This window comes from Pseudoalteromonas sp. CNAT2-18.1 (assembly GCF_022347865.1).
Classification (GTDB): domain Bacteria; phylum Pseudomonadota; class Gammaproteobacteria; order Enterobacterales; family Alteromonadaceae; genus Pseudoalteromonas; species Pseudoalteromonas ruthenica.
In genome coordinates, this window is sequence record NZ_JAKRFR010000001.1 from 247665 (window position 1) to 265897 (window position 18233).

Genomic DNA, 18233 nt, shown 5'->3' on the forward strand with positions numbered 1-18233 from the left:
TTTGCGGGAGCGGCAGCAACCACAAACCAAGACCCACTGATAGATATCCCAGAAAGATACATGGCCCGGGTCAGCTTCGCCTGTTTGTGCAGCACAGGGGGAAGTTCACTGTTCAAGGGAACAACATTGATGTTATGTTATAACAATTTGGTTTTCAACCCCAATTCGGGTAAAGCCTCAGGATTTTTAGGTAAAGGTATGATGGCGCGTGGCCGCAAAGCGATTCAAAATATGGTGGATAACATACACTAGACATAAACTGGCGGTGATCGCCACACACACAGAGCTGAAGCGGTACAATGCGCTATATACTAAGTCTTGGTTTGGCGCGAGTGATTGTCCGAATAAAATGCCAAAGGTGGTGATAACGCCAAATCCAACCCCCGGCATACCGCCTCCTAATACATGGTAGCGACTAAAGACAAAGGTGAGGATCCACAACACCAATATTAGAAACACCAGAATCTGGCTATAGGTAAACAAGAGTAATTGCGCTGCCAACGCCAAGTTGCAACCGATTAACGTGCCGATAGCGCGTTGCCAACCCGCCATTGATGCCGCTTTCCAACACAGTGGAAAGAGAATCAAAATAGAGGCGGCTTGGGCCGATACCGAATCTTGTAAATCCAGTATCTGAAAGACCATAAAAGAGAGGGTGGCGACGGTGGCACATAACAGCACCTCATGGCGGACACTGGCTGCATCTTTAGCGGCGCGCGAGATGGGCGTACGCGTGCTCACATCAGGAAATAGCCAATGCATAATATAGGCGCTGACTAGGCTCACAGTTACTGCCAAAAAGTTACTAAAGATCAATGGGTATAAGCCCAAGCCGGTGGCGCTGTAACTGGCGAAATGTAGTTGAATGGATAGCCCAACCACACTCATGGCGCCGAATAGGAAGTGGGCACCGCGACTCATTTGATAAAATAACAATGCAAACATGGCAAAAGCCAGTATCGACATCAAGATCGGATGAAAACCAAATAAACCTTGCAGCACCATTACCGCAAAGCCACAAAATAATGCACTGGCGATAAACTGGCGGACAATATGCGCATTTATGATTGGTACTAAACCCAGCAACAGCATAGGGTAGACCGTAAAGAAAATACCATTGGGCCAATTAAACAGCTTACTCAAGCTAAACCCGAGCGTTGCGCCGGTGGCGATGCGGAGCATTTGGCGAATGTCGTTGGCGGTTAGGCTCATGGCGCAGCTCCTTGGTTAATAGATATAGTGCATTAGGCTCACGGCCTGAATTTGTGCGTTGGCTAGCAGTTGCTCCACTGGGTCATCGGGCACGATTTGCACTGTGGCTCTCGCGCCACTGGCAAGATGCGATGAGGTAAACTCATCATCGAGTTGCAAATGCACGCGTTGACGTTGGGCATCACGGACCCAGCGGTTAGAGGTTTCGACCTCAGCCAGTATCCCATTGGCGCTGAGCTGCCCGGCGCTTGAGCCTGCGGCAAGCTCGCTGACATGGGCTGCAAACACTTGCCCGGGTAGAGCATCGAAGCTGACTAAGGCGCGGTTGCCGACACGCACGTGATACAGCGATTTTTCACGAAAATCAGCGGCCAAGTCTAGTTGCTCAGTCACCAGCCCCGTCATCGCCATTCCTGCTTTGGCATAGGTACCTGTGGTCACTTGTAGATTGCTAATAATGCCATCATGAGGCGCCACCACTTCGGTATAACTGAGATTCAGCTGTGCCTGCTGCAGCTGATTACGGGCCTGTTGCCAAGCGATATTGTCCTCACCGTGCGCGCCGCGCTTTATTATCAGTGCTTGCAGCTTGGCTTTTACGGCACTGACCTGTGCCTGGGCACTGGCCAGAGCAGCACTGATCTCATCACTGCGCTGCTGCGAAATAGCCTGTTTACCAAGCAGGGCACGGCTGCGCTGATGCAAACTTTGCTGCTCATGTAACTTGGCTTTAGCCGCCGATAAGTCGGCGCGCAAAGCCTTAATATCAGCATCGAGTTGTTGGTTTTGCTGTTGCACTTGTGCCAAGGCCAGTTCAGCTCGTTTTACGGCAAGTTGGTATGGGCGAGGGTCGATACGCATGAGTACCTCGCCTTGGCGCACATGTTGATTATTGCGAACCGCCACAGTAACAATTTTGCCATTAACCTGCGGGGTGATTTGCGTCACTGGGTGGTAAACGCGCGCCTGTGGTGTCATTGGCATGTATAAATCAGCAACAATAAAATAGCCAAAGCATAGGATAAACAACATGATGGCGATTTTAACGTAGCGTGCGAACTGCTGATCGGGAGTCGGTTGCTGGCTCACTCTTGGTCCTCCATAAATTGATTGGCATTGTCTTCTAAGGCCACTAGGCCAAGCGCCATCATATTAAGCTGCTCATCGCTCAACCCTCGGTATAAGTGAGTTTTGACCTCGCTGATCCGCGCTTTGAGCGCCGATAATTGCTGTTCACCTTGGGCTGTGAAATATAGGCGCCGACAGCGCTTATCGTGCTCATCGACACGGCGCTCAATCACCTGTGCGTGCTCCAGCTGTTTCAGGGTGCGGGTGAGACTTGGCATTTCTATATCTAAGCTTGTGGCCAGTTGGTGCTGTGTACAGCCTTCGCCAAGATGGTACATATGCATCATTGCTGTCCAACCCGGTTGTGTGAACCCTAGTGGCTCAACGGCGACTGACACCGCTTGACGGCAGATACGGTGAACGCGGCCAAGCTTGCCACATAAGCTTAAATCGAGGGTTTCATGAAAAGGAATATCAGCCATGGTGCAGCGCTCTCATTTAGTTAGCAGGCTAAGTATATTACAATAGTTAGCACGCTAAGTAAATGTTCGTGGTTATTCGCCAAGGCTATGTCGGCGGACTCAACTTGGGTGTGAGCCCTTAGAAGGGTGATGTAGTTAGCAATAAAAAGGCAATTTGTTGACTGTTAAGCAGCGCGCATTGGAAGGGATGTGGTTGAAAGTACAACCATTATTATATCAATGGTTTTTTTGCTCATACTGGCGATGATCTGTGGTGTGCACTTAGGCATGCTTATTTTAGAGAGGAAGGTGCCCGCATTGAGCGTTAAGTTATTAACGTTGGCCTTAGCCAATACATTAAGAGCGAGTACCAATCCACACGGCTACAAGCACGCCCGTTGCTACTTAATTGGATGGTTGCTTTGCATAGTACTGTTGATGGTGGTTTCCCAGCTTAACTGGGCCTAATAGAACTGAGATTCAGGTGTGGTGATATGGGCTATTTTAGTCCATATCATGCACAAGCTTGGGCTCAGCTTTTTAGTCGCTATGCATAAAGTCGCTTTGCATTGTTAACGGTGAGAGAAACAGCTGCTCAATTCTGTTATGCCACCGTTCCCCCAGCTGCGATTTCAAGGCGCGAATAAAGTCCATGGATGTTGCTGGCCTTTGTGGATAGTGATGCTGCCGCCAAACGGTTTTTAACGCTGCAATGATGGGCTGATCGCCTACTTCCTTACGTAATGTTTGAAACACAACTGAAGCCGCTGAATACATTTCAAAGCTGGCCCGCGCATCTACTAACGACAAAGGTTCCAGCTGATTACTGGCTCGTTGCAAACGAAAGCGTTGTCGTTCGTAGTCAACCAAAGCGCTTACCGCCTGTTCGCCATACTCTTGCTGTAACAGCACCAGCTCCACATACTTCGCCATGGATTCAACCAAAAAGGCCCTATCATATTGAGCGCCATTGCCAATACCATGGCCCAGCCATTGATGCGTCGTTTCATGCACAGTGCGCCTGAATCTTTGGTCAAAACCGGCATCGTCACTTGGCAAAGCGCGAAAACCAACTTTGTTATTGATCAATATGATTCCGGGTAGAGCATAGCCAGTGGGTCCTATATTGGGGATGCTTATCAAGTTGAGATCACCAAATTCATGTGTCATGCCGTTATCGGCAAACCAGCTGGCCGTGGTATGCATCGCTTCTAAGTGTAACTGATTCACAGGTGGCGGCGCAGCGCTAAAAACACGGTACTCTCTATTGCTAAACGTCGCTGAAGTAGGCTTCATCGGGGTCGACAACCACCCCTGAATATTCCTAATCTTTGAGCTCTCGTAGACAAAATACGCCCGTCCAGCTGCTCGCCAGCTCTTCTGCAACTTGCCTTGGGCTATGGCAAAGTGAGCCTCCGTGGTTGATACCACCGAATGCAGTGATACCCAATCATAAGTATCAAGGTTGGAGTCTGGTTGCGCATACGCTTGAGAGGGCGCTTGCAAGGGGATAGGCTCAACACCATGTGCTTGGCGCTTGTCATTGTTTCGTATTCGGTAGTGCGGGTTAAAGCCAATAACAGGAAGTATTGGTACACTGCGAAGGTAGCCAAATTCGGGTTTTATCACTTGGTGCAGTGAGGCCGCGAACAGGCTCGGTTCAGTGTAGGACAACTTGACCTTAAGGCGCTTGTTTTCACCTTTGCGCATTGGCTGAGAGAATACGAACTGGTATTGATTCAAGCTACTATCAAAATCCACTAGTACCGCGTCCTCCAGTTGCATCTGCTGGTACTCTTGGGTGGCGAAACCGCCGACAAGAACACGCTTGATATCTATATCCGTTGTGTTAACTAACTGCATATCTAGCTGAATTTCGGCCTTTGATGCCTGAGGATAAAAATCAACGCTGGCATCTATATGCGTCACCATGGGTTGCGCCACTTCTTGCCAATGCTTATATCGCTTTTCATATTCAGCTCGCCATTGTGCACTGGTATCTAGGCCTATGAATGGGTTTTGCGCTTGCAAAACAAAGTGCGCAGCCACAACTGTAAAAGCTGCAATCGCAAACAGCGAAAGTGCGGGGTAGGGGCTAACCCCAGGTGATTTAAACCTACTTCCAGTGCCGCGATGAGACTGCTTGATGGCCAATAATATCAAGCAGCTAATAACAATAAGCCATAGGCCCATAAAAGGCAGATAGGCTTCTATGGTAGCTGCAAACCCCCAAAAGCTGTCACCCTTGCTCAATGGTGTTGCAGCGATATTCCATAACGGATGAGCCAAGCCCAATATTGCGGTCAGTGAGGTGAATTTCAATACTAACACTAAGGTATTGATCATAACTGCCATCAATGGGTAGTTACACCAGTGATTAATGGCCACAAACACAGCTGATAATAACCATAGCGACGCAAAGGCTAAACTCAGGTGCTGGATATAAGTAAGCGGGTACCATTGACTTCCTATTACCCACTCTGCGATGCTCGAGCCCAGAGCAGTGGTGAGCATAAGGGCAATCAGCATAACGGACAAAGTCAGTAATTGGCTGGTGATCATGAGCGTAGTCGATACCGGACTTGCGGCTATCAATTCATGGATATGCGCGCGCTTGTTCATCCACGCAAGTTGCCATGCCCAAAACAACACAAAAACAGCCCCTAGCTTGGCGACCAGCTCCCACATAACCCTATTTAGTGCATCAAGACTAGTGGGGGCGACAATAGAAAACGGCTCAGCATAGTCAGCATTGGCGCTCACCTCGCTGAAGATCAGCACCGCCCAAGCTAACAACAGTAATAGGTTAAGCTTGTTAGTTAGTAAGCTTTGCGTAGCCGTTTTGGTTAATGTCAGCAGTGTCTTTGACGCGTTTAATTGTGTGGTTGCGAGTTGATAGTAACTAGGTTGTGCTGGGAGCGCGGCCTTATTGCTATCACCCGGCTGCCTCCTTTGGCGCCGAGGTTGCCTATGGCCTTGGCGGCGAACTGAAAAGTACACAATTGCTGCGGCGAATACGACAATAATCAGGCGGTTAACAGTGGTCGAAGGGTCTAATGTTGCTGCTTGCCCCGATAAGATTGCTTGTGTATAGGCGGTAAAGCCGAACGGGTCAACCCAGCACATCACTTCTACCAAAGTATCACTGACAACAGTACTTCCGGCTAGAATGGGTGAGCCGGACATACTGGCTAAGGTGGCATAGCCTATCCATAGCATGCCAAATGCGGCGTATAGGGTGTAGGCGCTATAGTTCTTCGCTGCCAGCCATAGGGAAATTGCGCTTAATAATAACGCCGCCGGCAGCATCAATACCAGCACATGCAGCCCCGTCGCACCCAGCAATAAAACGTCGCTCTTGTGCCATAGGCTGAGGGTCATAAGCGACATCGCAATAACCATAAAGGCGGTGCACAATGCTAATAAGGCTCCATATCTCAGCAGCAAGCGTCGAGTCGTGGATAGTGCCGTGACACCAACCAGTTCAGTCATGCCATAGCGGCTATCTCGCATGAGTAGTAGCGGTGATAGCGCAGCCATTAAAATAGGCAATGCCAGCATGATAAATGCGCAGTGTATGTAAACTAATTGCTTCTCTGGGTCGGTATGTTCTCCCCCCGTGCCATGGGCAAGTAACAGTGAAAATAGCACAAGCACGACACCGCTGAGCCAAACGAGCGGCTGGCGCACCAAAAAGCGAAACTCATTAAGCCACAGCATTATCAAGCCCCTGCTTCTTTAGTTCGAGAAAGTAACGGTCTTGCAAGCTACTGTGCACTTGCTGGGCAGCGCCATCTGGTTGTGTTTGACACCAGAGTCGGTATCGCGGCTTGCCCATATGGTGGGTCATGGATAAGATTGATTGCTCATTACTTGGTTTTTTGCTAGTAAGCCACACTTTTCCGTCAAGTAGTGACAGTAAGGCATCGACTCGACCACTTTCGACGATCCGCCCGTTCATCATCATGGCGGCATAAGTACAAAGGTTTTCGATATCTTCAACGATGTGGGTAGAGAGCAACACCAATTTGCTTTTACTAATTGTCACCAACACATTATGTAGACGCTGACGTTCGACAGGGTCGAGACCGGCGGTAGGCTCATCCATGATTAAGACCTTAGGAGAGCCTAATAGTGCTTGGGCTATGCCGAAACGTTGTCGCATGCCGCCAGAGAACGCGGTTACCTTTTTATGTGCTACTGTGCTTAAGTTAGTTAGTGCTAACAATTGCTCAATTTGTCTATCTTGCTCGCGTTTGTTGGTAACACCTTTTAATATTGCCATGTGTTGCAATAAAGCACGACAACTCATATTGGCATAAGTGCCGAAGTCTTGTGGCAAGTAGCCGAGCTGTTTGCGCATGAACATCGGCTCCTTGGTGATATCAACCCCTGCCAATGTGACTGTGCCGCTGTCGGCAGACTGTAAACATGCTAAGGTGCGCATAAGTGTCGACTTACCGGCGCCATTTGGACCTAACAGTCCGACCATGCCGCATGGTAGGGTTAGATTCACATCAAACAAGGCAGTGGTGCCATCGGCGTAGGTTTTATTTAGTGATTTTATTACAAGCATAAGCTCGTCCTGTGACTGGTTTTCTTGCCAACTTAGAAAAAGCAGCAGCGTTGCTCAATGTATCAATGACCAAGGTCGACAAGTCGGTGACAAAAGGCTATTGAGTCATTTAATCAGTGAAAACAGCACTTTCGTCATCAAAGAGCAGACGCCAGTGCGCGATTTATGACAGGATTAGACTGTGTTGACTAAAAGAGACAATCTGTGCAGCCCTTATCGACCACGCTAGAGCCAAGCCAGCGCAGGCAAATGTTATTGTTAATGTTGCCCCTTATTTCTGCGGCATTGTTGCAAACCCTGACACTCATTTTCGTTAAAAATGTGGCTTCGATGCTACCCGCTTTAACGCTGTTGCTTACGACCTGCATTGTCTTTATTCCGTTCTTTGTCAGTCATTATCTGAGCTGGCATTATCACGGCCTACGCGCCGCAATGCTTTGGTCGGGTGGTTTTCTCGTGTACCCCACCATACTGATGGGCTTTGAGCTGACGTTGTCACTGGGGATAGAAAAGGAGATGATGACGCAAGGTGTCGGGTTTGCTATTGCTGCGAGTCTTGGTCATCGAATCAGTGTGCTGCGACGTGAGCGAAATTCCACGGCGGCCTCGCAATGGGTATCGCGGCTGTTATCGCTCAACAGTGTGGTGGCTGTGCTATTAGTTTCCTGGGCAAGCATTGCGGCAGGAATGTTTGTTTCTACCGTCGATCCTATGCACAATCAGCCAATCGCGCCTATTATTGATAGCGCGCGGGTCATGGATAATTTCGGGTTATTTATCTGGTATTGGCTGCAGTTTCTCTTTTTGGCGTCCTTAATAGCCATTATTTATTGCTTTAACCGTTATGTGCTCATTCGCAATATCTTGAGTAATCACGGGGTGTTCTTTTTTATTCTGGCCGGCATTATGAGTATTGTGGTGTTCACCCCTATTTTAGCGTCACTTGGGTTATTATTGCCGCTAAATGAAGACAATCTAACACTGATCCCATCAGAGAATAACAATCCGTTTGATGTCATTAATTTTCAAGGTTTTTTCGCTATTTTGGCCATAACTACCCCAGTGATATTGGCGTTTGAACGACAGCAGCAAAACGCCCAAATTGAGGCCGTAGCGCGACAACAAACGCTTACCGAGTTGAAATTGTTACAGCAGCAAATCAACCCTCATTTTTTATTCAATACCTTAAACAACGTATACGCTCTAACGCTCAGTAAATCCGAACAAGCACCAGAATTACTGATGCAACTGGCAAATTTATTACGCTATACCGTTTACAAAGGGCAGCAGCCGCGCGTGAAGCTGAGCGAGGAAGTTGACTACCTGGAAAACTATTTGGCCCTGCAACGCATTCGCCTGGGCGAGCGTTGTCAGTTTGATATTGAGCTTCCTAGAGGTCAACAACCATGGCTGATACCGCCTTTATTGCTAATAGTATTAGTCGAAAATGCATTCAAACATGGCATAGAGCCATCACACAGCGAGGCATATTTGAAATTGTCTATCAAGGTTCAAGGCAACCAATTGCACATGCTGTGTGAGAACTCCTTGGCGATTGAGTCGGCAGCTCATAAAGCCGGTGGTATGGGGTTAGAGAATTTACGTCGGCGGCTGACGTTGTTATTCGCAACTCATTTTGAACTCATATGTACACGACGCGAAAGAACTTGGACAGCGTCATTGCAGTTGGAGTTAACGCCATGCTGAGTGTACTGATTGTTGACGACGAGCCTTTGGCTCATCAGGTTTTAATCCATCATCTAGAAGATCATCCAGACTGCCAATTATTAGGGCAGTGCTACAGCGCCGTGCAAGCCTTACAGTGGCTTGCTAACAATAGTGTGGATGTGGTGTTTTTAGATATCAATATGCCACATTTGAGTGGCATAGACATGCTCAAAGTGCTCGCGAATCGGCCACAGGTTGTAATTGTTAGCGCCCACCAGGATTATGCTTTGGCGGGCTTTGAATTGGAGGTGTGCGATTACCTACTCAAACCGGTTGCTAAGCAAAGGTTCGATAGAGCCTTGAATAAGTTGCGTCGAGCCAAACAAGTAACCTACGGTACTAATGAGGATCAGTGCATTGTATTGAAAGTTGACCGCGAGTTACAAAAGTTTAAGCTGGCAAAGATAAGCTACTTCGAAGGCTACGGAAACTATGTAAAAGTATGGCAGGGGCAAGAGTATACTTTGGCAAGTTGCACCCTAAAGCACATTGCCGAGCAGTTATCGGATGCGCACTTTACGCAGATCCACAAATCTTATGTAGTTAACAATCATCAGGTAAAAAAAGTAGCCACCGATTCAGTGACCATGGAATCTGAGCAGCAGTTACGTATTGGTAAAACCTTTAGGGGAACCATCACCAAGATCCTGGCATAAGCAGGGCCTAGGAAGAGCTGAGAATGATACTCCCTTGCCATAAAAAAGGGGCCACAGCTTCACTGTAAACCCCTTTGACACTGTCTCGATGTGCCAGTTACAGCGGCAATACCTCGAACACGGCCACATAACTGCCACGGCGAGTTTGCGCCGGAGCTTTGGCTTGCTGGTCTTCATACTCGGCTTCAAACCAGTACATTCCTGGCTGCGTAAATTGCAGCTCAATTTGACCATTCTCATCGGCGGTTAACTGTGTGGCGATGTTGCTATCACGATACCGCTCGCCTTGGCGCACTAAGGTTACCTTTGCGCCAACTGCAGGCTGACCGTCGATCAGTAGCTGCATAGGCGCACTTTCATCAACGTATAAATCGTTCGGGTGGGTTAGGGCATTAAGCTCGAGCCCTTGGCCGCTAGGGGTAATTGCCGTGTCATTAGGAGCCCCAAGGGTGACGAAGGTCTCCATGCGACGAGCAACATCGCTCACTTGCAACTCTTTGGCATCGCTGGGTACTTGCTGTTTGAACTGCGCTAAGGTGCCGGTTTTACCACGGCCAGGCCAATAATGGCGCTCGCCCTCTGCATCCATCCAGCGGGCGACAATAGAGCGGCTGGCGTTAAATACGCGGTAGGTTCCTTGCTGCTGTAGGTGCAGATCAAACACACTGCGATAGCGAAGCTTGGCGCTATTTTCTAACGCCACAGCTTGGCCATCGGGGCCAATTGCAGTCAGTCGCTCAAGCGGATAGGCATAGTGGTCGGGATTAAAAATGCCGTTGGCGATTGCGGCGTCAAAGGTGATCCATTCATCATCACCTGAAACCACTGTGGTACTTGGTTTAAGCCACACTCGGTGGGCGTGTGCTGATTGGCTAATAACGGCTGTGGTTGCAAGGGCGGTGCATAGCGCCGCGCTGATAATTGTTGCTAGCTTCACGTGTTAGGCTCCATAGTTAGTGTAATTGTGCCGAGCTCATGCTGGCCTTGCTCGGTATGGTGTTGTGATTGGGTTATCGGTAATGTCAGGGGAATGCGGATCAGCTCGCGCCCGCCTAATTCCCTCGCAGCTTCCACATTGAGGGTGTACTCACCATCAGGGAGAGCGGCCAATTGCGCGGCGAAAGGGCTTAAATCAAGGGTGGCCACGCCAGGGCGGCGCGTCGCGCCGGTGACACCATCGACAGGGAGCTGCAAGCTGCGACCACTGCGACGCCACCATAAACGCAAATCTTTTAACCACTTCTCACCCTCACGGTCAGCGAGCTTGGTGTCATACCAGATGGCTAAATCAAGCACCGCTTTGCGCTTGCTATTGGCTAACCACACGGCCACATAAGGGGGGTGATATTCGGCCACGCTTAAGCGGGGAATTTCGACTTGCAACTGGTTAGCTGACGCCGCGTGGGCAGGTAGCACCAATACCAAAGCGGGTATACCTAACCCGGCCAGTACCAGTGGCCACGTTGATTTACGGCCTTTGGCATAACGTTTTAGTAATAACAGCCCAGTGATCGAAAAAACGATGCAGGCCACAGAGAAAAGATCAATAAACATACTCCACCACATACCGGTATTCCGGCCCTTATGTAAGTCATTTAGATAGGCTATCCAACCACGGTCGGTAGCTTCTTGATAAAATTCGCCGGTATCTAAGGTCACGGTAAACCAACGGTCACCCCCGGCTTTGGGCATGGCCACATAAAGCTCAAAGTCACTCCACTCAAGCTGTTTATAACTGGCAATAGACTGTTCGGTTTGACCTTGATACCAACGCTGAAAACTCTTTGGTAGCTGCTCGTTGTTGGCGGCGGCTTTCAATTGATTAAGGATGGCATCGGGCACTTGCGCTTCAATTTGCTGCACTTGTGCGCGGGACTCAATGCTCGCGGCATGGTTTAGGGTGATCCCTGTAACAGCAAAAAGCAGCATGCCAATAAGGCACACTGCTGAACTGATCCAATGCCAAGCTTTAAGATCCCAAAGCTTACTACGTTTGGCCATTTAGAAACTCCAGGCTAGCGACGCCCAGTAGCGACGTCCGTCTTCGATGTAGCCATATTCATCTTCACGAATTTCCTTATCAAAGAGGTTGTACACCCCAAAACCTAAGCGTACAGAATCCATGACTTGGTAGTTGGCGCCTAAATCAGCGGTGGTGTAAGACGGCGCAATGAGGCTCGACTGTGAAGGGCCGGTTGTCGGTTGGCTTTCCTCACCGCGATAATGCACGCGCAACCAAGTGCCTAAGGCATCACTGGCTTGCCAGTTGAGTGACGCTTGTGCCAGGTGCTCCGGTAATTGGTTCAACGGACTGCCGGCGTATTCACCGGTTTTTTGTTCCGAGTCGGTGTAGGTGTAGTTAAGCGCCATCTTGACCGTGCTGGCGAGCTGGTAGTCTAGTGAGACTTCTACCCCTTGAGTGGTCGCCTCATCAACATTGGTATAGGTTGTTGGCAGTGAGCCAAACTCATTGGGCCCGTCGGTGCACTTTGTTAATGGGCAAGCTACGCGAGAGATTTTATCGTCAAACTCGTTATAAAAAACCGTGGTCGATGCGCTTAAGCCTTGCTCGGTATCGAGGTAGATCCCCATTTCATAGTTGAGCGAGGTTTCAGGGCTTAAATCAGGGTTACCATAGATGTTGCCGCCCCGGCTAACTTGGCCCCAAGCAGCGGTTGTTTGTCGTAGGTTCGGTGCTCTGAAACCACTGGAAATACCGCCTTTAACGGTCAGGGTGTCATTGGCGTTGTACACCGCATACAACCTTGGGCTGGTATGGCCGCCGAATTGTTGGTCTTTGTCGTAGCGCAGCCCCGCAGTCAAGGCCAGCTTCTCGGTGGCTTGGAACTCATCTTCTGCAAATACCGAGTACATATCGTTATCAATTTGCGTGAGCTCACTAATACGGTTGCTGGTGTTATCTTCTAAATCTTCACGTTGGTAGGCCACGCCGGCACTCATTTTGTTGCGCTCATTAATAGGCAAGGTCCACAAACTTTGCACATCAATGTTTTCAACAATCATATCCCGTGACTTGTTGTCGTACTTATCGTATTGCGCATAGCTGAATGACTGGCCAAAATCCCAATAACCGGTGTGTGAGAGTGAAATGGTTTGATTATCGTACTCGGTTACGGTGGACTCTGGGCAGCCACGACGGCCGCAACTTTCCCCTGGAGCCAGTGGCTCTACGGTTTTTCCCAAGGTGGCATCCAGAGTTTGCGATGCACTGGCAATGTCGAGTAAAAAACTGTGGGCATCACTGGGTGTGAACGATAACTTAGCTTGATAATTCTCCGCTTCTTTACCGCGAAAGCCGCTGTAAATATCGTCTTCATCGCGGTTGCTGAATTGGCCATACACTTGCAGCCCGAGCTTTTCAGGGATCAGTGCGCCGGCGGCAAAGAAGTTGGCTTGGTGAATATCACCCGATTCACTGCTTTCTTGCATGGTGGTATCCAAGCGCAGTTCACCGTACCACTGCTTGGGCGTTTTGCGAGTAATAATGTTGATCACCCCACCGATGGCATCGGAGCCATACAGAGATGACATGGGCCCGCGCACCACTTCGATACGCTCTATGGCGGCCAGTGGCGGTGTCCAAGCGCCCTCAACCCCCGGGCCATCGCTATTCGGGCGAGTTTCCCGTGAACTTTGGCGTTTGCCATCAACAAGAATAAGGGTGTATTGGCTGCCCATACCTCGCAGGCTGATGTCTTCACGGTCGCCGCCACCGGTAACAACCACCCCAGGGACGTCGGTCATCGCATCGGTTAAGTCGCGGTAAAAGCGTTGCGAGAGCTCCTCGCGATCGATTACGCTAATAGAGGCGGGGGCATTTTTAATAAGCTGCTCGTAACCCGAGGCGGTTACCACGATTTTTTCCATGTCGTTATCAGGTGCTTGGTTTGCATGAATACTGGTGCTTAAAGTAGCGAGCGCAGCGGTGATAGCGAGGGATAACGGGGCGATACGACGTTGCACCGTGAACATTGGGGAACCTCCGTGGTATAATTAAGGTAAATGATATTAATTCTTATTTGATGGTATGCTGTTGCACCTCTGCGAGCAACGCGCTTTTTCTTAAAGGTTGTTTAAGGAATTCTTAAAAGTATGAACACCAAGCTAACGCGCGCCCTCAAGGTGTTTGCGAAAACAGTGGAAACCGGCAGTATGAGTCAGGCGGCTCAGCAATTACATATGACCGCTTCAGCGGTCAGTCAACAAATCACTAAACTTGAGCAAGACATTGGCCTGAGTTTATTTAACCGTAATACGCGCAAGCTCACTCTCACTGAAGCCGGTGAGATTTACTACGCCTCGTCGGTAAAGCTACTCGCCACGGCAGAGCAGGCTCAGCGACAACTCGAACAGCTTCAGCATACACCTTCTGGGCAGTTGAAAATTGTTGCCCCAATTGGCTTTGGTGGTGGCTTGTTAAGTCAGCCTATAAAGCAGTTGACCGAGCAGTTTCCGAAAATTGAAATTCAGCTTACCTTGACCGATGAGCCCTTTGATATTATTGCTGGCGGGGTTGATTTAGCCATTTGTATTGGCCCTTTAACGGACTCGGGGTTAATAGCCAGGCACTTGGCCGATTGGCAGTTGATCCCTTGCGTTAGCCGTACTCACCCATTGGCTGAACTTAACCCTCAAGACCCGGATGCGCTCGCGGCGCAAACCTTTATTGGCCACACCGGGGCACAGCGCATAGGTCAAAAGCTGACCCATCAGCACAGTGGTGACACCTTTACACTCGGTCAACCTCGGTTATTAGTGAACAATATGCAGGCCGCCATTCAGCTCACTTTAGATGGCATTGGTTACGGTTTATTACCCGAGCCAGAGGTGCGACACCTGCTCGCTTGTGGTCGATTACAGCGCATATGCCCGCAATGGCAGCTGCCTCATTACAGTGTCTATGCGGTGACCCCGCATCGCGACACTGTTGCGGCTAAAACGCGCGCCGCGATTGATAGTCTGCGTGCTTGGTTTGAGCAGGTTTCCACAAACCCTGAGTTGTTTGTAGGAGAGCCTTAGTCGCGAGCTTGCTGCGCTAAATAACCGCACCTATTAGGGCTGCTCGCTTTACGCTGTTGAGCTGCGAACGCGGCGCATAAGCACGAAGGCAAGTGGCAATATGAATAACGAGCCAATCATCCCCAAAATCATATGCAACTGGTTGGGCGCATCAAGTGTAGCGAGCGCGCTCATGTCGCTGCGATGAATCAAACATGCCACAACGATAGCCGCGAAGAGCACGGGTTTGATAATGTTGTTACCGGCCAGCTTGATAAGCCCATAGGCAAAAGGCAGTGCCAGTAACAGGTTGAGAGCAAATCATGGCATTGTGATTTTTATTGTATGCTTTTTTAACCGGGTAAGAATCTTGAGCAATAACAACACGCTGGCAATTGTGTGGCTATGTAGTGATGTTCACAGTTTAGTTGCGTGCTGGGTCAAAACTTATCTTACAGCAGAAACGAATAGGCTTAGACCGTCATCATACAAGCAGTTGCTAGCGAGAAGGAGACGGCATTTTAGCGCGTTGTTGGATAAAAATGAGTGAGGACGAATGCGTGCTTTGTGCCAGAAGAAGACGCTGTTAACGCTAAGCGGCCCGGTGTATGAGTCCCAGCGACTTAAGGGAGCGACAATAGCGCATTGTTATATCTTTTTACCATGGCCCAATAAAACGATCTAAATTAGCAAGTAACAAAACAGGCAAAATGCTTGTCGTAAAACTTACAAAAAATAGCCGTGCATTAGTGAGCCAATTTAACTTTTTAAGCCAGTAAACACAAAGAGCCGACAAACCAACACAAGGTATAAAACCACCCATAATTGAATAGAAAGCAAGTACCATTGCTGCAGATTCGATACTGCTTGTAAGAGATGATGGGTACTCACCAAACGGGCCAATATAGCCGACAAGAGGTACAGGAAGACGATAGTAAAAAGCAGAGATAACTCCCCACACAAACAACCCGCAATAGAACCAAAATATTCCTTTAAAATAACTCATGATGTTTCCTGAGGTATAGAGCGCCCGCCTAACACGCAATGTGTTGGCATGGCTTTTTACGTTGTTTGCCAAAACCATGAAAACTCTTAATACTGCCGGAGTTTAGACGTTTGTTATGTTTCGTTATCATCATTCAACACCTTTTTAGTGGGAGGGTGCTTCTTTGTGAACCTGCCATAGTCTGTTTCATCTGAAAATGGCACAGAATCAGCGCCGGTCTTCCCTGCCTTACCTAAAAAACCAATCCCAATAAAAACTCCTAACACAAGCGCAAAAACTAACGCATTTAGAAAGGCGTCAACAATTGGTTTCGAGCCAGGTTCCAACTGTAAAAAATAACCTAAGAATCCTAGTCCAGCACCAACAACAAAACCTACGAAAAATGTACTTGAATTTTTAATGTTCATAGGAACCTATAGAAATATAACGCCCCAATCAGAGGCAATAAAATTGGCGACGTAGGAGCAAAACCAACCATTTTTTGTCCTGCTGAATTGGCTTGTTATGTTTTACTATCCCCCTTCAATACGAACAAAATCACTGCATATATTACCGTTGTTACCATGACATGCCCTCAACTCCATTCCTATGAATATATGCCTAGTAAGATCCCCCAGCTTTATCTGTTGGCCATTTTTATGAATGCCGTGATTTGTAATAGACTTCCGATCTCTAGTTTTAAGGTGAAGGGTAGTGGTAAAGTTTTTTTCAAAATATATTGTTAGGTGTTCCTTTTCCAAAAGTACCTTATGTAAAGCAACTTTATAATTAAAATCGTTTTTATTCCAAGGAATTGGTTTTGTAATACTTTCTTCTGTTTTAGTATGAGTTGCGTTTGGCGTACTAATCGAATACTTATGATACAACTCAAACCCAAATAATTTTACTGCTTTTCCTGGAGGTGTCTGAATATATAAAAAAATCAAAAAGCAAACGCAAACAAATAATAAAACCCAGAACTTAGAGCTATTTAATACTTCAATTATTAGATCGTATACAGTACGACCGACCTTGTTATCTTGATTCATATATAATCCTTATTAGCTGAGCCTACAAACGAAACATAACAATTTAATATCGAGCGATAGGGTCGCTTTTCTCCCTCAATCTGTCTCGTTTTTTCTCCTTAGACCATTGATAGCAAATTGAGGAAGTACTTACCAGCATTGAAGTTACATTACATTGCTCTAAACGTGGATAAGACAAAAACGAGCGATTGGGTCGTTTTCCTGACTATAGGAGAAATACAACAATGATGTATATAAAGACAATTATTTGTTGAGGCTGGCTCAGTGAGAACTCGTCCACCATTTTTAAACCACATCGGTGAGTTTATGCTGACGCAGCAATATTCGCTCACAGCCGTTGTAAGTAGATTTCTTTCTATACTCATTTTCATGGTAAGCGTCACCCAGCTTCACTGGGCGATAACGAGGTTATCTGATCAGTGTTTACTGGGTATCGGCCTGACAAAGTGTGGTATGTAAGTCATCACTCACCTTGTCTATTAGTCGTATCAACTCCACCCCTTCTTCATCACTGATATTTTTGAGGTTACAGCGCATTTGCTGGGGAATTTTTTGCGCGGTGTGTTTGGCTGTTTTTCCATAGTCGCTGAGTACCACCCGTTTTACCCGCTTGTCATGCTGATCATGGATCACCTGCACAAAAGATTTCTGCGTGAGCTTTTTTAAAATTAAACTCATGGCACCACCATCAATATGGGTTTTCTCAAGTAACTGATGAATGGTGATTTGGTCTTTTTCCCATAATGCCATTAACACCACGTACTGTGGGTAAGTAATATCGAGCTCACGCAATAACGGGCGATACGCCCGGGTGAAGGCGTTAGCCACGGTGTAAAAGCGGTGACACAGCTGGTAGTCAAGTTTTAAAGCGTTGTCGGTCATGATCTCTCCTTTATTTTGCATGCAAATAACTTGATCTTCAAGTTGGTCATCGCTATTATTTATTTTGCATGCAAATAACTTGATCTTCAAGTTGGTCATCGCTATTATTTATTTTGCATGCAAAGTAAATTGCTAAATAGTTAACTAGAAGGAGCCCAATAATGGCGTTAGAACAGATTCTTTATAGTGCAAAAGCCACGGCAACTGGTGGACGAGACGGCTCTGCCAAGTCGGATGACGGCCGTTTAGATGTTGACCTATCCGTTCCAAAGGGGCTGGGGGGCGATGATGGTCAGGGCACCAACCCTGAGCAGCTTTTTGCCGCCGGTTATTCAGCGTGTTTTATTGGCGCGTTGAAAAAAGTGGCTGGCGATCAAAAAATTAAGTTACCTCAGGATATTGCCGTAACGGGTGAGGTTGCAATTGGTCCAAAAGGGCAGGGCTTTTCTATCGACGCTAAGCTCACCGTGGATTTGGGGGATATGGACAAAGCGCAGGCGCGTCAATTAGTGGATACCGCGCATCAGGTTTGCCCTTATTCCAATGCCACACGTGGCAACATTGATGTGGAGTTGGTGCTGGCCTAAAGGCACAGCC

At 48.0% G+C, this 18233-nt stretch carries 16 protein-coding genes; 4 read left to right on the plus strand and 12 right to left on the minus strand.

What is annotated here, in order from left to right; translation table 11 throughout:
• Positions 1 to 186: 186 nt before the first annotated feature.
• The 5 genes from MHM94_RS01130 to MHM94_RS01150 all read right to left on the minus strand — a co-directional run bounded on the left by MHM94_RS01130 (position 187) and on the right by MHM94_RS01150 (position 7317).
• Complete coding sequence (locus tag MHM94_RS01130; protein ID WP_235418385.1) at positions 187 to 1212, minus strand: DUF2955 domain-containing protein; 1026 nt, start codon at positions 1210 to 1212, stop codon at positions 187 to 189.
• Between the two features lie 15 nt (positions 1213 to 1227).
• Positions 1228 to 2244, minus strand: coding sequence for an HlyD family secretion protein (locus MHM94_RS01135; protein WP_235418792.1), 1017 nt, complete (start codon positions 2242 to 2244; stop codon positions 1228 to 1230).
• A gap of 53 nt (positions 2245 to 2297) precedes the next feature.
• Complete coding sequence (locus tag MHM94_RS01140; protein WP_138508176.1) at positions 2298 to 2762, minus strand: MarR family transcriptional regulator; 465 nt, start codon at positions 2760 to 2762, stop codon at positions 2298 to 2300.
• 519 nt (positions 2763 to 3281) lie between these two features.
• On the minus strand, positions 3282 to 6461 hold the full coding sequence (locus MHM94_RS01145) for a M1 family aminopeptidase (RefSeq protein ID WP_235418386.1): 3180 nt from the start codon (positions 6459 to 6461) through the stop codon (positions 3282 to 3284).
• Complete coding sequence (locus MHM94_RS01150) at positions 6448 to 7317, minus strand: ABC transporter ATP-binding protein (RefSeq protein WP_130146283.1); 870 nt, start codon at positions 7315 to 7317, stop codon at positions 6448 to 6450. Before MHM94_RS01150 ends, MHM94_RS01145 begins: the two co-directional genes overlap by 14 nt.
• 204 nt (positions 7318 to 7521) lie before the next feature.
• Here MHM94_RS01150 and MHM94_RS18485 point away from each other — a divergent pair, with 204 nt between their 5' ends.
• On the plus strand, positions 7522 to 9024 hold the full coding sequence (locus MHM94_RS18485; RefSeq protein ID WP_235418388.1) for a sensor histidine kinase: 1503 nt from the start codon (positions 7522 to 7524) through the stop codon (positions 9022 to 9024).
• On the plus strand, positions 9018 to 9701 hold the full coding sequence (locus MHM94_RS01160; protein WP_130146279.1) for a LytTR family DNA-binding domain-containing protein: 684 nt from the start codon (positions 9018 to 9020) through the stop codon (positions 9699 to 9701). The genes MHM94_RS18485 and MHM94_RS01160 overlap by 7 nt, the downstream gene beginning before the upstream one ends.
• A 97-nt stretch (positions 9702 to 9798) precedes the next feature.
• On the opposite strand, the gene MHM94_RS01165 is transcribed toward MHM94_RS01160, so the two are convergent.
• From MHM94_RS01165 to MHM94_RS01175, 3 genes are read right to left on the minus strand one after another with little or no spacing between them, the layout of a single operon-like run.
• Positions 9799 to 10638 carry a DUF4198 domain-containing protein gene (locus MHM94_RS01165; protein ID WP_235418390.1) on the minus strand — a complete coding sequence of 280 codons (840 nt, stop codon included), beginning with the start codon at positions 10636 to 10638 and terminating at the stop codon, positions 9799 to 9801.
• Complete coding sequence (locus MHM94_RS01170) at positions 10635 to 11702, minus strand: PepSY-associated TM helix domain-containing protein (protein ID WP_235418391.1); 1068 nt, start codon at positions 11700 to 11702, stop codon at positions 10635 to 10637. The genes MHM94_RS01165 and MHM94_RS01170 overlap by 4 nt, the downstream gene beginning before the upstream one ends.
• Positions 11703 to 13694: a ligand-gated channel protein gene (locus tag MHM94_RS01175; protein WP_045980049.1), complete on the minus strand. Its 1992-nt coding sequence runs from the start codon at positions 13692 to 13694 to the stop codon at positions 11703 to 11705.
• A 120-nt stretch (positions 13695 to 13814) separates the two neighbouring features.
• Here MHM94_RS01175 and MHM94_RS01180 point away from each other — a divergent pair, with 120 nt between their 5' ends.
• Positions 13815 to 14741 (plus strand): LysR family transcriptional regulator, encoded by a 927-nt coding sequence (locus MHM94_RS01180; RefSeq protein WP_022945249.1) that lies wholly within the window; start codon positions 13815 to 13817, stop codon positions 14739 to 14741.
• 637 nt (positions 14742 to 15378) lie between these two features.
• Here MHM94_RS01180 and MHM94_RS01185 read toward each other — a convergent pair.
• The 4 genes from MHM94_RS01185 to MHM94_RS01200 all read right to left on the minus strand — a co-directional run bounded on the left by MHM94_RS01185 (position 15379) and on the right by MHM94_RS01200 (position 17636).
• Positions 15379 to 15726, minus strand: coding sequence for a hypothetical protein (locus MHM94_RS01185; protein ID WP_235418392.1), 348 nt, complete (start codon positions 15724 to 15726; stop codon positions 15379 to 15381).
• A gap of 113 nt (positions 15727 to 15839) precedes the next feature.
• Positions 15840 to 16133: a cbb3-type cytochrome c oxidase subunit I gene (locus MHM94_RS01190; RefSeq protein WP_235418393.1), complete on the minus strand. Its 294-nt coding sequence runs from the start codon at positions 16131 to 16133 to the stop codon at positions 15840 to 15842.
• Positions 16134 to 16238: 105 nt separating this feature from the next.
• Positions 16239 to 16754 carry a hypothetical protein gene (locus MHM94_RS01195; RefSeq protein WP_235418394.1) on the minus strand — a complete coding sequence of 172 codons (516 nt, stop codon included), beginning with the start codon at positions 16752 to 16754 and terminating at the stop codon, positions 16239 to 16241.
• Positions 16755 to 17177: 423 nt separating this feature from the next.
• On the minus strand, positions 17178 to 17636 hold the full coding sequence (locus MHM94_RS01200; RefSeq protein WP_235418396.1) for a MarR family transcriptional regulator: 459 nt from the start codon (positions 17634 to 17636) through the stop codon (positions 17178 to 17180).
• Positions 17637 to 17794: 158 nt separating this feature from the next.
• Here MHM94_RS01200 and MHM94_RS01205 point away from each other — a divergent pair, with 158 nt between their 5' ends.
• Positions 17795 to 18223: an organic hydroperoxide resistance protein gene (locus MHM94_RS01205; protein WP_130146258.1), complete on the plus strand. Its 429-nt coding sequence runs from the start codon at positions 17795 to 17797 to the stop codon at positions 18221 to 18223.
• Positions 18224 to 18233 lie beyond the last annotated feature (10 nt).